The 15,200-nt window shown below is 35.8% G+C and carries 14 protein-coding genes and 1 other RNA gene; 3 read left to right on the top strand and 12 right to left on the bottom strand.

The features are described from left to right. Positions 1-86 precede the first annotated feature (86 nt). From LfDm3_RS03600 to LfDm3_RS03570, 7 genes are read right to left on the bottom strand one after another with little or no spacing between them, the layout of a single operon-like run. A complete protein-coding gene (locus LfDm3_RS03600; RefSeq protein ID WP_039144204.1) occupies positions 87-2,603 on the bottom strand; it encodes a carbamoyl phosphate synthase preATP-grasp domain-containing protein in 2,517 nt (838 codons plus the stop codon). Between the two features lie 4 nt (positions 2,604-2,607). After that, positions 2,608-3,681, bottom strand: a complete 1,074-nt coding sequence (locus LfDm3_RS03595; RefSeq protein WP_039144202.1) for a carbamoyl phosphate synthase small subunit — start codon at positions 3,679-3,681, stop codon at positions 2,608-2,610. Positions 3,682-3,704: 23 nt separating this feature from the next. Then, a complete protein-coding gene (pyrR, locus tag LfDm3_RS03590) occupies positions 3,705-4,241 on the bottom strand; it encodes a bifunctional pyr operon transcriptional regulator/uracil phosphoribosyltransferase PyrR (protein ID WP_039144201.1) in 537 nt (178 codons plus the stop codon). 12 nt (positions 4,242-4,253) lie between these two features. Further along, complete coding sequence (locus LfDm3_RS03585; RefSeq protein WP_039144200.1) at positions 4,254-5,171, bottom strand: RluA family pseudouridine synthase; 918 nt, start codon at positions 5,169-5,171, stop codon at positions 4,254-4,256. Continuing rightward, the gene (gene lspA / locus LfDm3_RS03580) at positions 5,161-5,664 is read right to left on the bottom strand and encodes a signal peptidase II (protein WP_375378663.1); all 504 of its coding nucleotides are present in this window, start codon (positions 5,662-5,664) and stop codon (positions 5,161-5,163) included. Before lspA ends, LfDm3_RS03585 begins: the two co-directional genes overlap by 11 nt. Next, positions 5,639-7,297, bottom strand: a complete 1,659-nt coding sequence (locus LfDm3_RS03575) for a formate--tetrahydrofolate ligase (RefSeq protein ID WP_039144199.1) — start codon at positions 7,295-7,297, stop codon at positions 5,639-5,641. Before LfDm3_RS03575 ends, lspA begins: the two co-directional genes overlap by 26 nt. A 22-nt stretch (positions 7,298-7,319) precedes the next feature. Then, positions 7,320-7,706 carry an EbsA family protein gene (locus LfDm3_RS03570; RefSeq protein WP_010021467.1) on the bottom strand — a complete coding sequence of 129 codons (387 nt, stop codon included), beginning with the start codon at positions 7,704-7,706 and terminating at the stop codon, positions 7,320-7,322. A gap of 37 nt (positions 7,707-7,743) precedes the next feature. Between LfDm3_RS03570 and LfDm3_RS03565 the strand changes: the two genes are divergently transcribed. After that, positions 7,744-8,148 carry a ribonuclease HI family protein gene (locus LfDm3_RS03565; protein WP_039144197.1) on the top strand — a complete coding sequence of 135 codons (405 nt, stop codon included), beginning with the start codon at positions 7,744-7,746 and terminating at the stop codon, positions 8,146-8,148. On the opposite strand, the gene LfDm3_RS03560 is transcribed toward LfDm3_RS03565, so the two are convergent. From LfDm3_RS03560 to LfDm3_RS03545, 5 genes are all read right to left on the bottom strand, one after another. Then, the gene (locus tag LfDm3_RS03560; RefSeq protein ID WP_039144195.1) at positions 8,141-9,253 is read right to left on the bottom strand and encodes an NAD(P)/FAD-dependent oxidoreductase; all 1,113 of its coding nucleotides are present in this window, start codon (positions 9,251-9,253) and stop codon (positions 8,141-8,143) included. The genes LfDm3_RS03565 and LfDm3_RS03560 overlap by 8 nt on opposite strands. After that, the gene (locus LfDm3_RS03555) at positions 9,254-10,405 is read right to left on the bottom strand and encodes a THUMP domain-containing class I SAM-dependent RNA methyltransferase (protein ID WP_191978919.1); all 1,152 of its coding nucleotides are present in this window, start codon (positions 10,403-10,405) and stop codon (positions 9,254-9,256) included. Positions 10,406-10,474: 69 nt separating this feature from the next. Then, positions 10,475-10,854, bottom strand: an RNA gene (rnpB, locus tag LfDm3_RS06770) — RNase P RNA component class B. Between the two features lie 12 nt (positions 10,855-10,866). After that, complete coding sequence (gene gpsB, locus LfDm3_RS03550) at positions 10,867-11,307, bottom strand: cell division regulator GpsB (protein WP_039144192.1); 441 nt, start codon at positions 11,305-11,307, stop codon at positions 10,867-10,869. A 54-nt stretch (positions 11,308-11,361) separates the two neighbouring features. Continuing rightward, a complete protein-coding gene (locus tag LfDm3_RS03545; protein ID WP_039144190.1) occupies positions 11,362-11,925 on the bottom strand; it encodes a DUF1273 domain-containing protein in 564 nt (187 codons plus the stop codon). 107 nt (positions 11,926-12,032) lie between these two features. Here LfDm3_RS03545 and recU point away from each other — a divergent pair, with 107 nt between their 5' ends. Continuing rightward, the gene (gene recU / locus LfDm3_RS03540; protein WP_039144187.1) at positions 12,033-12,656 is read left to right on the top strand and encodes a Holliday junction resolvase RecU; all 624 of its coding nucleotides are present in this window, start codon (positions 12,033-12,035) and stop codon (positions 12,654-12,656) included. Between the two features lie 12 nt (positions 12,657-12,668). After that, complete coding sequence (locus LfDm3_RS03535) at positions 12,669-14,972, top strand: PBP1A family penicillin-binding protein (RefSeq protein WP_039144185.1); 2,304 nt, start codon at positions 12,669-12,671, stop codon at positions 14,970-14,972. The last annotated feature ends 228 nt before the right edge of the window (positions 14,973-15,200 follow it).

The following is a 15,200-nucleotide window of genomic DNA, read 5'->3' as shown; positions in this document are numbered from 1 at the left end:
TAATTTGTAACTAAATTTCGTCATAATAAAACCCCTTAAGTTGATTTTCTTGTCCAACTTAAGGGGTTCATATCAATCTTGCTTTTTTACTTTAATAGTTTTTTGGTTGCTTCGTTAATAGTATATCCAATTGACAGTTTTGCTCCCGATTCGAGCGATCGGTCTTTCTTATAATCATAAACACCAAGTTGCTTGAATGGAAAAGAAGCTTGCATAACCGTAAAATGAGTCGATGAATCAATCTTAGGGACTTCTTTTTTAATCTTTTCAATATTTAGATGTCCAGTAGCCATTCTAACCAAAACACCAATCCAATTAATTCCTGTAGACATATTTAAAAGAACCGTCTCAGTAATTCGAAGTGGTCTTACTCCAGTAATCTTAATTTGGTCCTGATCCTTATAAAAAAGTACTTGAACTAGGCCGTGAATGTTTTGGTTTTTAACGGCTACTTTTGCTTTTTGCACCAAGCTATCAATGTTCAAGGCATCTTTTCCGTAAGGAACGTAGTAGTCAGTTTGTAGATTAATATCATCACTGCCGTCTTCTGATTTAAATCCAACTGTTGAAATTGGAATAATTTGATCATCAGTTACCAGAAGATCAAAAGCAAAATCAACGTGAGATCTATACCAGACTGCGTTTTTTTGATTTGGTGGTAAAATAACTAAATTAATTTCAGCATATTTACTAAGTTCGCGAATCAAGAAATGGCGATTTCCAGGCAAAAAAACATACTTTGGTTTCTCGGTCTGGATCACATCTAAAATCTCACCTAGTTGAATGGGTTCAATATATTGTTTATCACTCATCATTGGAGCTAATGAAGCTGAATTAGGATTATTATTTAGGATTACGGTATTAAAACCAATCTTTTTTAATTGGATCAATAACTCACTCGTATAAAAATCAGAAGCAACGTTTGGTCCAATCTTATTTCGACCCTTACCAATAACAAGAGCTGTCTTATTTCCAATTTGATTCGATTCGTTATCGATTTCATAACTGGCATAAAAGGAATTAATTTGTTCTGGGAATTCCCCTGCCGTTGGCTCGATCATTTTGTAAGTCTTGTAAGAATCTTTTCTTCGCAACTTATCAATGTTAATGTGCCAAATTGATGACAGCATGCCATCACCAAATCCCATTTCATGTGCAAGGCGAAATGCTTTTGGATCATTTTGATGTTGAAGAATATAAGAGCGGCTTTGATCAATGCTGGCCATCACAATGAAGAAAAATCGATCTATTTTAGTCAATTCATGTAAATCTTCTACCGTGTAATGTCGTGAAAGTGCTTCAAATAAAATGGGAAGCTGAATGTCAGTGGGATGAATTAATTGGGAAATTAATTCATCTTCAGATAATTCAGAATAACTAGGTAGAACATCTTTTGGACTAGACTGCGAGCTTCTAATTCCCTTTAATAACGCTGCCTCACAACTTCGTCCTACCCCAATTACTGATCCGATTGATTTAGTTTTCGTCCCAAGTCGTGCATCTGCTTCAGGTAATTGTTCAAATGGCCAAATTGGGATTTTAACGGTAATATGATCACTTATTGGTTGTAAAATTGAAGTAAATTTGTGAAAACGTTCTGGTAACTTTACTTTCATAATTGGATAATTTAACAATAATTGTGACGTTACTAATGCCACTGGATACCCGGTTGACCTAGCTGCTAGTGTCGTACTCATGTTAAAGCTTGGATTTACTTTTAACACAAAACAATCATCGGTTTCAGCGTTAAGGGCAAATTGTACATGACAAACACCCTTAATACCCAACACATCCATGATTTCAAAAGAAATAGAACGGATCATTTGAATCTGTGTATCACTTAGAGTTTGTGATGGCGTAAAAACCACCGAATCATTTGAATTTACTCCAACCGGATTCATGTCTTCTAATGATGAAATCATCATTTTAGTCCCCATCGTGTCACGTAAGGAGACTGTTCCAATTTCCTTGTAGCCCACAATTTCTCGTTCAATTAAGCATTTACCAGATTTAGATTCATCAAAAATATTATCTGCTTCATTTGTAACTTGCTCCATATTTTGAAAAATTGAACGTTGTTGTCGGGTTTTAGGATCAAGTGGTCGAACCGAAATTGGGAAAGAAATCTTATCAATTACATTTCTTAATTCATCAAAATTACTAACGATGTAATAGTCAGGTGTTGGGATACCGTATTCTTTTAATCGCTGATTTAACCGATTCTCATTATTAAAGAGATCAATATTATCTTTATTTAATCCGATAATATCAACATTGTTCTCTTCCAATATGCCATTTTTGTTTAGACGTTGGATGACTTTTAATGCATTGACCCCACCGAAAACTGATGTAATAGCATCAACGTGTTCCGATTCAATAACATGTTTAGCATTATCAGTGTTAACTGGCTTTATATAGACGTGATCAGCATTCATTTCCTGTAAAATGACGGAATACGGATTATTATCCAATAGGAAAGTTTCAATTCCAAGCCGTTTCCAAACGTGAAGAGCTTGAAAAGCTGCTGAATCTAATTCACATTCTTGACCGATCCCAGATGGGCCAGCTCCTACTATCAATATCTTTTTTAACTTGTTTTCCATCAAGCTATCTCCCGTGTGCTGTAATACTTTCTAGAAATTCATCAAACAGATCAATGCTATCAGTTGGACCGCTAGAACCGTCTGGCGAGAATTGAACAGAAAAAGCCGGATAATCACGATGTCTAATTCCTTGAACAGTTCCATTTATCAAATCTATGTATGTCACAATTAGTTTTGAGGTATCAATAGAATCAGGGTCAACCGCGTAATCTTGAGCTTGATTAGCATAGATAATTTGATTAGTGATAATTTTCTTAATGGGATGATTACTTCCATGATGACCTAACTTCATTCGATAAACACTAGCACCATTAGCCATGGCAAGTAACTCATGCCCTAATCCCATACCAAAAACAGGTAGCGCATGTTCCAGCTGATTAATGGTGGTTAGAACGCTATCATCAATTTCGTGAGGAGAACCAGGTCCTGTAGATAAAATAATCCCCTCTGGATCAAGATCGATGATTTCTTGGTAAGCAGTATCGAAGGGTAAAACAATCACATTACAATCTCTTTGAGCAAGTTGTCTAACAATGCCTTCTTTTAATCCAAAATCCAAGATGGCTACTGTTTTACCATTTCCTGGTACTAAGTATGGTTTAGGAGTGGCAACTTGTTGAATTTGTTGATTACTTAAAACTGCTGCATTCAATTGATCAAATGCATGCTCATCGTTGACATCAACCAAACTTGCCTTAGCAATATCATGCTTCATAATGTATTTTAATAAGTACCGGGTATCAATGTCAGTAATTCCAGGAATATTCCGCTGCGTTAAAAACGAATCTAAAGAAATCTTTTTTAGATAACTTGTTGAAATATCTTCACTATGATGAATTACGATTCCTTTTGCTGAAGTTAAAATAGATTCATAGTTCTTCCGATTAATTCCAATATTGCCTACTGAGGGTTGCGAAAAGGCTACTATTTGATTGTGATAAATCGGATCCGTAATTGATTCTTGATAACCATTTAGATTGGTATTCATCACGATTTCACCTGTGACGGTTGATTCCGCCCCAATTGATTTTCCTACAAATGAAGTTCCATCATTTAAGATTAAATATCTTTTAGTCATAATCAAACCTCTTCAGATCTGCTTTACTTATTAGAGACGATTTCAACCGAATCGCGATCATCAATCTCAGAAACCAAAACGTTGACTTTTTCGTCTTTTGAACTAGGAATATTCTTCCCCACAAAATCAGCACGAATCGGTAATTCCCGATGACCACGATCAACTAATACGGCGAGTCCAATTCGCTTTGGTCGCCCCATTTCATTGATTGCACCTAACGCTGCTCGCACCGTTCTGCCAGTATATAAAACGTCGTCAACCAAAATGACGTTTTTATTGTTAACATCTACTTTACTATCATTAACCGGTTCTGAATTTGGCTTTTTATTTTTTAAATCATCACGGTATTTAGTAACATCAAGTTCAACAACGGGAACTTCAGCATTTTCGAGTTTTTCAAGTCGCTTAGCAATTCTTTTTGCTAAATAAACGCCACGTGTCTTAATTCCAACAAGAACTAAATCATTAATTCCCTTGTTTTTCTCAATAATTTCGTAGGTAATTCGCGTTAAAGCACGCTGCATTGCCATACCGTCAACTACGACTTTTTCTTTTGCCATAATTTTCACTCCTTATTCAACATCAGGATATTCTTTTCTCAATTGCTCAATTGTTTTTAAAAAGATTGAAGGTGCTGGAACCTTAAAATCTAGTTCCTCACCAGTAGTGGGATGTTTAAAGCCTAATTCTGCAGCATGCAAAAACTGACCATTTCCCTTAATTGTTTTCTTTGGACCATATAATGGATCACCCACAAGGGGATGACCGATATACTTCATGTGAACCCTAATTTGATGAGTTCTTCCCGTTTCTAATTGACATTCCACAAGCGTGTACTTACCGCCAAAGCGCTCTAGAACATGAAAATGAGTTATAGCTGGCCTTCCTCCAGCAATAACAGCCTGCTTTTTGCGATCCTTTGTTGATCTTCCAATGGGAGCGTCAATTGTCCCACGACTTTCTTTAATATTACCATGAACTAATGCAAGATATTTTCTTCGGTTCGTTTTTTCCTTTAGTTGCTTCGATAATGATTTATGGGCAACATCAGTTTTTGCTACCATTAGTAACCCAGAAGTATCCTTATCAATTCGATGAACAATTCCAGGACGAACTGTTCCATTAATGGATGAAAGTTTTGTATGATACAACAACGCATTTACTAAGGTATGATCGGGATGTCCAGGAGCTGGATGAACTACCATTCCTTGAGGTTTATTAACCACGATAACTTGGTCATCTTCATAAACAATATCTAATGGAATATCTTGTGGAGTTAAATCTAATGGTTTTGGTTCAGGAATTGCAATTTGAATTAAATCACCAATTTTTGATTTATACTTTGGTTTTTCCTTCTTTTCATTAACCAAAATTAAGTGTTCTTTGATGAGTTCATTGGCTCTGCTACGGCTTAAGTCTTCATAATGATCCGCAACTAGTTTATCTAGTCTTTCATTCTTTCTTGTAACTTCAAATTCTCTATTCTGCATGTTTTTCACTTTCAGGTTTTGCCAATAAAATAACTAAAAATAACACAATTACTCCAATCGTTACACATGAATCAGCAACGTTAAAAATAGGAAAATTAATAAAATCTAACTGAATCATGTCAGTAACGGAGCCCACCAAAAAACGATCCAATAGATTCCCAATGGTTCCTGCTAGCATTAACGTTAAACCAATTAGATAACCAGTATGGTTTCTTTCAAAGTAAATGAAAAACAAAAAAACGAAGACAGCAATAACTGCAATGATCTCAAAAATAAATGATTTTCCTGAAAGAAAACTCCAGGCTGCTCCAGTATTATTAATGTTAGTGAGCGAAAGAATCCCAGGAATTACTGAAATGTCTCTTCCTGTTGGAATATTTAAACGAATCCATGACTTTGAAACCTGATCAAGGGTAAGTAAAAGGACAAACAGTAAAGCAGTAAGGATCCAAATTAAGATTCTATTTTTAGAATAAGCCGGTGATTTTTTCATTTTTATCAATATCCATTCCAATGGCAGCGGGATGTTTTGGTAAACCAGGCATAGTAATAACTTTTCCAGCCATGGCAACAATATATCCAGCACCTAATTTAGGCAATAATTCGGTAATATGCAAGGTAAATCCACTTGGATCACCAAGTTTTTTGGGATCATCAGACAAAGAGTATTGAGTTTTGGAAATACAAATTGGGAGTTTATCCCATCCATTTTTTTGAATTTCCTTCAATTGTCCTTTTGCTTTTGACGATAAGGCCACGTCACCAGCGCCATAAATTTTTTTAGCAACTTTATTTATTTTATCTGTCAAATTATCTTCATTACTGTAAACTCGCTTAAGTGAATCATCATTATCAACCAATTTGATTAATTTTTGTGCTAAATCAATTGAACCTTTGCCACCTGCAATAAATGATTTACTAATTCCATGTTCAACCCCTAAATCTTCCAAATGACGATTTAACCATTGAATTTCTTCACGTGAGTCATCATTAAATTGGTTTATGGCAACGATTACAGGCTTGTTAAAGGATTTCATAGCTCGAATGTGATGATCCAAATTTTTGACTCCCTTTTTTAAAGCGTCAACATCTGGGCTTGATAACTCTGATTTGGCTAATCCACCATTAAACTTTAGTGCTCTAATTGAAGCTACGACTACCACCACACTTGGATCAACATTTAAATGTGGTGAAACCAGATCCATGAATTTTTCTCCACCAAGATCTGATCCGAACCCAGCCTCAGTTAAGGTATAATCAGCAACCTTCATAGCTGTATTAGTAGCTTGAACACTGTTACAACCCATTGCTAAATTGGCGAAAGGTCCTCCATGAATAAAGGCAGGAGTATGTTCTAAGGTTTGAACTAAATTAGGGTTAATGGCGTCCTTTAAGATAATGGTTAACGCACTCTCAGCCCCCAGGTCAGAAACGAAAACAGGCTTATTTTCATAAGTATATCCAATTAAAATATTCTTAATTCGATATTTTAAGTCGTTTAAATCAGTTGATAAACATAAAATTGCCATTAATTCACTGGCAGCAGTAATTTCAAAATGTTCTTCTCGTGGAACTCCTGACTTTGAACCACCTAGGCCAATTACCATATTACGCAATTCGCGATCATTAACATCCATGGCTCGATGCCATTGAATTTTGCGCGGATCAAGGTTTAATTTATTTCCTTGGTAAATCGAATTATCAATTAAGGCAGCCAACGTGTTGTTAGCTGAGGTTAGAGCATGAATATCGCCAGTAAAATTAAGGTTGATGTTAACCATGGGTTCAACTTGAGCGAATCCACCGCCAGCTGCTCCACCTTTCATTCCCATTACGGGACCCATTGAGGGTTCACGTAATGCAATTGCAACCTTCTTGTTTAATTGATTTAATGCATCACCAAGTCCAATTAAGACCGTGGATTTTCCTTCCCCTGCAGGAGTTGGATTAATTGCTGTTACAAGGATTAACTTTTTCTTGGTATCTTGGTCAGGAGTATCACTTGAAACTTTGGCCATGTATTTCCCATAGGGATTTACCTTACTCTCTGGGATGGAAAGCTTACTAGCAATTGATTGAATTGGCTTTAATTTACTCTCTTGTGATATTTCAATATCTGTCTTCATTAAATCACCCTCTATTAGCATGCTATTTATTGTTTAATGCTTCGCTCAGTTCGATTGTTGAATTATTAGGAAGAACAAATGTATATTTCTTATTTTTGTAATTAAAAGATAGCTGAAATCTTTTTAATTGAACGTTACTAATATCTTTGATATTCATTTTAATTCCTCGGGGATGAAATACACTTCGTAATGTCAAAGTATCTCCTACTAAGATTAATTTTCTAAAATGAATTTGAATCCATGATAATAAAATAAAAGCAATGAAAAAGCCCAACGTAATCTCTTGAAAATGAGTTATTTCAAGCCAAATAATAACTCCGATCAATAAAACAATAAGAGTCCAACTCCAGCAGATGATACTAGTAGTAATATTTGGCTGATACAAAAACTTTCTCTTTTGAGTTATCATAATTTAAACCTCTTTAAATGAATGGAGTAATTAACTCATGTATAAATTATATTCAGATGCAGCAATTAAGCCTCAAAGTCACCAATGTGGGATTGGAATTTTAATCGTTCATAAACAAGAACAATTACAAATTAAGAAACAATGTAAAGCAAAAGACAATCACGTTGGCGAATTTAAAGCCTGTATTGAAGCTTTAAAAGACCTTCAACATCATTTAAGACATTCCGGTAAGATACCAAGAAACGTAACCGTATTATACTACACTGATAGTTCAATTTTGAGTGACAGTATTAATAAACAGTATGCAAAACACTATCAAAAATATATTGATCAAATTATTGAATTAGAAAGCCATTTTGCGTTTGTTTTAACTAAATGGATTCCTGATAATCAAAACATGGGTGCTCATGAATTAGCATTTCAGGCTCTTCATTCTAGCTGATGTAGTTAGAAATAGGCTTTTCATACATCTTCCAATCAGGATGACCACCAAAAATAGCCGATCCCGCTAATAATTTACCAATCATAGGACCAGTGGTTAGTCCCGAGGAACCTAGTCCACTTCCAATCAATACATTATCATGATTAGGAACAATTCCAAAAAACGGAGCAAAATCATTAGTGTAAGCCCTCGTTCCAACTTTACTCAGTATAATATCAGTTGGGGTTAATCCTGAGACCAAATTTTGAGCCGAATCGATTAACTGGTTGTCAACGCTTGCTTCTTTGCTTAAATCAAATTCTTTATTATCATCATGAGTGGCCCCAACAATTAGTTTTCCATGTCCTAGTGGGATAAAATCATATTCTCCCTCAGGCATCATCACTGGCATGTTTTCATGAGTGGGAAAATCAGGAACTTTGAGTTCAACTAATTGTCCCTTTTGTGGTCTCACATGAACTTTTACATTCAAAGGTTGCATTGTTTCCTTGACCCATGCTCCTGTAGCAACAATAATTCGGTCAAACTCAAATGATTGCTCTTTAAAAGAAATGGTATGATCATTAATTAGTCTTGCTCTTCCATCATGAACCGTAAGATTATTTTTTTTCGCAATTGAAATGAGATGTTGACAAAAGAGTGCACCATTAATCCGACTTCCTCCTGATACCAAAACACCAGACTTCGGGTTGGTTAGAATTGGAATTTGAGATTGAACCGCTTTCCGATCTAATTTTTGGATCTTGCCCATCTCTGGAGTAACTTGGGTTCGTTCTTTGGCAAAAAGATATAATTCATCTAAATTACTTTCGTTTTCTCTTGTAATAATTGTTCCGCAATGGTCAAAAATTTCCGAATTCATATGAGTGGCATTAGCAATTTCAGGAATCAATTTAGCTCCAGCCTTTGCTAAGTTATACCATTGCTTATTTCTACGTTTCGACAACCATGGAGATATAATTCCAGAGGCTGCTTTAGTAGCTTGACCGTAACTATCATCAAACATTACCACGTCACGTTCGTCAGCATTTGGCATTTGACTCAAATAATATGCAGCAGTAGAACCAACGATTCCGCCACCGATAATCGCAATTCGTTTTCTCAATTACTTTTTCCCTTTCTTATTGAAATTTTGTTCAGCCCAGTACTGGAAATAATCTGTTCTGATTCTTCCATTATATAATTTACGTCTCTTAGTAGCTTTCTTACCATATTCTTTTTCAAAGTTCAAATCACTGGTTAGATAGTACTTAGACCAAGTCTTCATTGGAATGAAGACTTTTCCCATTTCATGGTAGAGTTGGGCGACTTCTTTTGAGTCTCCCATTCTTTGTCCATAAGGTGGATTAGTTACAAGCACACCATCTTGTTTATCAGTATGAAAATCTTGAACTGCAACCTGTTTGAACTGGATATCATGAAGTAGACCAGCTTCTTCTGCATTTACTTTGGCATAATTAACCATCTGCTCATTAACATCGGAGGCCATGATATCAAATTGAGAATCATAGTCAGCTTTGGCATCCGCTTCAGCACGAATTTTTTTAACAAGTTCAGGATCGACCCAATCCCAGTCTTCAAAAACAAATTCGCGATTGTATCCGGGAGCTATATTTCTAGCAATTAATGCTGCCTCAATTGGGATGGTACCAGAACCACACATTGGATCAAGAAACGGCATTTCTTCTGGGTGCCAGTTGGTTAAGAGAATTAGTGCGGCAGCCATGTTTTCTTTTAAAGGAGCTTCTCCCTTGGCAACTCGATAACCACGTTTAAATAAACTTGGACCTGTAGTATCTAGGGTGTCCATAACCTCATCTTTATTTACACGAACTTCTAATGGATACAATGATCCTGATTCAGGAAGTCGGGTTCTTCGATGATAAAACTTGCTAATCTTTTCGACAATGGCCTTCTTAGTAATGGCTTGAATATCAGGAACACTGTGTAAAGAAGACTTTTGGGAACGACCTTCGACGGGGAACTTCCCGTCCATTGGAATTAAGTCTTCCCAATCTAAACTTTTAGTTTTTTCAAACAACTCATCAAAAGTAGTCGCCCTAAAACGACCCACGATAATTTTAATTCGATCGGCCGTTCTTAACCATAGATTCGTTCTAATAATATCGGAAACGGTTCCTGTAAATAGAACCATTCCGTTTCTGACTTCGGGTTTATATCCTAAGTCTCGTAATTCATCGCCAACTAGTCCTTCTAGCCCAGCTGAACATGTTGCCATTAAATTAAATTTTTTCATTTTATTCATTCCCTTTTTATATAAAAAAAGAGTGGGAAAATCCCACTCAACCTGAAAAACGGTACAGGCCCCTGTAAGCCATGTTTTGTGCTTAACCACAACTTCAGGACAAAGTGATTAAGTAGTAATCATCTATCTCAAGAACATAATGTTCTTCCCCCACACTTGGTTCAATTTCCGTGTGTGAAGCTCCCCTACCAAAGTTTGGGTTTCCCGCTCGCGGGGTTTACTGCGTTCCAATAATTTGATTTCTCAAATTAGTCGTTTCTGTGGCACTTTATGAAATACTAAAGCATAGTAACAATAACCTTAGCTCGTTCTTTCGCCGTAATCAACTTAATGATTCCTCGGCTTATTTTTTCACCGAGCACGAACACTACAAGCATCTCAGCTTGTGCGAGAGTGGACTTTCCTCAGCCAACATTCATTGACCGCGATTACTCAGGACCTGTACCAAGTATTTAAAATCTATTGGAATTATCTGAATCCTCACCGTAAACACGACGTTCCAGACTAGATAAACGTTTTAAGATATCCATGTCAGTAGGATTCTGACTTTGAGTCGGCTGACTTGAAGGTTGTGCTTTAGGTGCTTCTTCTTGTTTAACCGGCTCATTATTTGTTTCTTCAGGTGCACGTTGCTTTTGAGAGCTTGGACGTTCCACAGGACGTTGTGTACTCTGTGCACTAGAACCTATTGATACTTGGCGTGTTAACTCATCAACTTTTAACTTAAGATCTTGATTTTCTTGATCTAATTGATCAATCTCACGTTGAAAAGTTTCATAGTCTTTAATGATACTATCTAAAAAAGTATCAACTTCTGCAGGATCATATCCCCGCATTTTCTGCTTAAATTCTTTTTGTAGAATTTGTTTTGGAGTAAAATTAATATTTTCCATTAATACACACCTCACCAATCATTTCCGCATACTTATATTTTAACAGAATTAAAACTAAAAGTCATCATTTAAATTGCGTTCGTAATCATCCGCAATATCTTGTAACTGATCAAAATCAATTAGCTGCAATGGATAAGCATGGTTTTGTTGAAATTGTTGAATTGCCTGATAATCATACTTAGTTTTACCTTCATTTTCTGGATCATACACCAATAAAGCTTGATCTGTGTGTGTTAACATAAATCGTTGATAATTTTTTAATTGTTTGGGTGAATCGTATGGATGGTTACTTACTGAATCAGAAAAGTCTGATTTAGTAATGGCTTGGTGCAATTTTGCTTGATTATCTTCATTCCAATTTGACCCAAACTTTTTAAATGGTAGCATTACTGCTAACTGGAACTCATGGGGATATTTTTGCTGTAATTCTTTAGCAACCTCAACTGTCCACTGTTCAATGCCAAGTTGACCCCCAGTAATAATCCAATCACAGCCACTCTCAATTAATTGAGAAAGCTGATCCGATAATGCTTGTTTGATAATTTTTAGCTTTGGATCATCATTTTGAAATATTCCTAGTTCATAACTTCGATATCCTGATACCCAAACGCGACTCATTTCTTGTCACCCTTCAATATTTATTTCTACAAATTACTTACTATTGCTATAATATATTACGTATATGTTAACATGATTGATCTAATATAATGGATTGAGGCCATAAAATGAATTTCCACTATCCAAATGGTAGTTCTTTCAAGAATACCAACAAATCAAAACAACTTAATCTTTCGAAGAATTCCTCCATTAATTATGGAGATCGTGGGATGTCACTTGAAGCAGAATTAAACCAAAGTAATGAATACTATTTAGATGAAGATATTGCGGTTGTACATAAAAAACCAACTCCAATTCAAATTGTTAATGTTGATTACCCCAAGCGAAGTGCCGCTGTAATTAAAGAAGCATATTTTCAACACGCTTCCACTACTGATTACAATGGAGTTTATCGTGGTAAGTACATTGACTTTGATGCCAAGGAAACTACTAGTAATACATCTTTTCCCCTTAGTAATTTTCATAAGCATCAAATTGAACACATGAGGAAATGCACTCAATTAGGTGGAATTACCTTTGCAATGATAAAATTTGTTAAAAGTAATGAGCTTTTTGTCTTAGCGGGACCAAATTTATTTTATTATTGGGATCGGCAAAATAATGGTGGCAGAAAATCAATTTCTAAAAGTGAATTACAAGATAACGCATACCAAATTAAGTATCAATTTCAACCACTGATTCCATACCTCAGTGCAGTTGATCATATTATCGATGATAGGAACAACATATAAAGGAGATATCTAATGGCCGATTCAAATGAAAATGCATCCAGGGTGCAAAAGTTTCAGCATCGTAAGGGACCCCAAAAGAAAAAAATGAAGTTATGGAAAAAAATTATTTTATGGATTTTAGCCATCATTGTTGCCATGGTGATTTTTGGTGCTGGGCTTTTTACCTATTACGCTTCAAGTGCACCGAAAATATCCTATAATACCCTTTCAAGTGATAATTCAACAACGATTTATGATTCAAAGGGAAAGGTCATTTCACGTTTAGGCGCTCAAAATCGAGACTATGTAAAGCAGGATCAAATTCCTGATAATTTAAAGAATGCAATTATTTCAATTGAAGATCGACATTTCTACAAAGATCATGGAGTTGATCCAGCTAGAATTGTTGAAGCCGCCTTCTCAAATATTCGTGGTAACGGTGGCCTTCAAGGTGGGAGTACTTTAACGCAACAACTAGTTAAATTATCAGTATTTTCTACTAAAGCATCTGATCAAACAATTAAACGTAAAGCTCAGGAAGCATGGTTAGCTGTTAAGGTAGATCATGATTACAGTAAACAACAAATTCTAGAATTTTATATCAATAAAGTATATATGGGTAATAATGCCTATGGAATGCAGACTGCTTCTGATTTTTACTTTAATAAGCCATTAAACAAAATCAATCTTTCTCAGACTGCCTTCCTGGCTGGTCTCCCTCAAGCTCCTGTGCAATATAATCCATACACGAATCCTAAACTTGCTACTGATCGTCGTAACCAAGTTTTGGAAGCTATGGCTAGTAATAAAGTGATTACTAGAGAACAAGCCAATCAAGCTGAACAAACAAGTATTACAGATGGCTTAGCGAAGAAGCACACAACAAACTCTTCTCCAGATATGAAGAATGAAAAATATGCTGACGCTTATATTCAGCAAGTTGTCCAAGAATTAGATCAAAAGGGTTACAAACTAAATGCTGGTAACAAAGTTTATACCAATTTAAACATGGATGATCAAAAGCAAATGTACAATTTAGCTAATAATCCGACTTCCCCAGTTCAATTCCCTAACAACAATTTCCAAATTGGTGCAACTATGGTTAATTCTAACAATGGTAAAGTTGTTTCAATGCTAGGTTCACGAAAACAAAAAATTGCATTTGGTTTGAATCGAGCTGTTCAAACCGATCGGTCAAGTGGTTCAACCATGAAGCCATTAATGGATTATGGTCCAGCCATTGAGTATTTGAAGTGGCCAACCTATCAAGCAGTTCAAGATACACCATTTACTTATCCTGGAACCAACAAAGAATTACAAGATTTTGACAATAAACATGAAGGAACTATTACCATGAGAAAGGCACTAGTTGAATCACGTAATATTCCTGCGATCAGAACTTTACAACAAGTTGGAATTCAAAGATCCCAAGATTTCTTGTCTGGATTAGGTATGACATTCGATAAACCCCTTGAGCTTCAGAACGGGATTGGTGCATATATTTCTTCAGAACAAGAAGCAGCTGCTTATGCTGCCTTTGCTAATGGTGGTACCTACTACAAGCCATACCTTATTAATAAAGTGGTCAATGTTAACGGAGCTGAAAAGAAGTTTAGTTCCAAGGGACATCGTGCAATGTCACAAGATACTGCCTTTATGATGAATGACATGCTTAAAGGAGTTATGACATCTGCAAATGGATCAGGAACTGCTGCTAAAATCCCTGGACTTTATGAAGCTGGAAAGACTGGAACGACACAATACCCTGATGATTGGATTAAGCGAGTTCCAAATCAAGCTTCCATGGACTCATGGTTTACTGGATACACTAAGAACTTGTCCCTTTCAATTTGGACTGGATATGACCATCAATTTAAACCAGGAAATTATATTTCAGAACAACAAACCAGAATTGCTCAAACTTACTATAAGGAAATGATGTCTCAAGCCTCCGTTGGACAACCTAATATTGATTGGCAGAAGCCAGATAATGTGGTTGAGACACGGCGCGATGGTGTAAATGAGTACTATATTGAAGGACACATGGGAACTGCAGTATCTGCTAATAATAACGCTAGTCAGTCTGGACAAGCTTCCAAAAATCGTTCGGTAGTTTCCAACTCATCAAGTTCAAAGAATTCAAGTAGTTCATCATCTAATAGCAATCCAAGTAGTTCAAGTCAAACCTCATCTGGATCAAGTTCTAAAGTTGAAGAACCAAATAATCAGTCCTCTTCTGAATCGTCTTCTAGTGAGAATAATCAAAGTAGTACCAATTCAACCACTGCTACAAGTAATGATAATAACCAAAACGCTAGTTCGTCATCTAGCCAATAATTTTAAATGAATAACTGATTAAGACTCGCCGTTTCGATGGTTTGGGTCTTTTTTTGTTTTTGTTTTTGTTTTTTTTTATTAAGTTAAAGTAACTTTTAACTTTTTACTAATATTTAACCCACTTAAAAAAAAAGGAACCAAACTTTGAAGTTTTGATGTGAACCCATAAAGTTGGACACATTATATAATTTTTCTAGGCGGTTTGTTTCCGATATTGAATCGGAGATA

Source organism: Fructilactobacillus fructivorans (assembly GCF_000814735.1).
Classification (GTDB): domain Bacteria; phylum Bacillota; class Bacilli; order Lactobacillales; family Lactobacillaceae; genus Fructilactobacillus; species Fructilactobacillus fructivorans.
The sequence above is the reverse complement of the archived record's forward strand: the minus strand, read 5'-3'. Positions and strand labels throughout refer to the sequence as shown.

Bases quoted from the DNA above. Each gene is read 5' to 3' on its own strand.
- LfDm3_RS03600 (WP_039144204.1), bottom strand. From the start codon at position 2,603: ATGGAAAACAAGTTAAAAAAGATATTGATAGTAGGAGCTGGCCCATCT.
- LfDm3_RS03595 (WP_039144202.1), bottom strand. From the start codon at position 3,681: ATGACTAAAAGATATTTAATCTTAAATGATGGAACTTCATTTGTAGGA.
- pyrR (WP_039144201.1), bottom strand. From the start codon at position 4,241: ATGGCAAAAGAAAAAGTCGTAGTTGACGGTATGGCAATGCAGCGTGCT.
- LfDm3_RS03585 (WP_039144200.1), bottom strand. From the start codon at position 5,171: ATGCAGAATAGAGAATTTGAAGTTACAAGAAAGAATGAAAGACTAGAT.
- lspA (WP_375378663.1), bottom strand. From the start codon at position 5,664: ATGAAAAAATCACCGGCTTATTCTAAAAATAGAATCTTAATTTGGATC.
- LfDm3_RS03575 (WP_039144199.1), bottom strand. From the start codon at position 7,297: ATGAAGACAGATATTGAAATATCACAAGAGAGTAAATTAAAGCCAATT.
- LfDm3_RS03570 (WP_010021467.1), bottom strand. From the start codon at position 7,706: ATGATAACTCAAAAGAGAAAGTTTTTGTATCAGCCAAATATTACTACT.
- LfDm3_RS03565 (WP_039144197.1), top strand. From the start codon at position 7,744: ATGTATAAATTATATTCAGATGCAGCAATTAAGCCTCAAAGTCACCAA.
- LfDm3_RS03555 (WP_191978919.1), bottom strand. From the start codon at position 10,405: ATGAAAAAATTTAATTTAATGGCAACATGTTCAGCTGGGCTAGAAGGA.
- gpsB (WP_039144192.1), bottom strand. From the start codon at position 11,307: ATGGAAAATATTAATTTTACTCCAAAACAAATTCTACAAAAAGAATTT.
- LfDm3_RS03545 (WP_039144190.1), bottom strand. From the start codon at position 11,925: ATGAGTCGCGTTTGGGTATCAGGATATCGAAGTTATGAACTAGGAATA.
- recU (WP_039144187.1), top strand. From the start codon at position 12,033: ATGAATTTCCACTATCCAAATGGTAGTTCTTTCAAGAATACCAACAAA.
- LfDm3_RS03535 (WP_039144185.1), top strand. From the start codon at position 12,669: ATGGCCGATTCAAATGAAAATGCATCCAGGGTGCAAAAGTTTCAGCAT.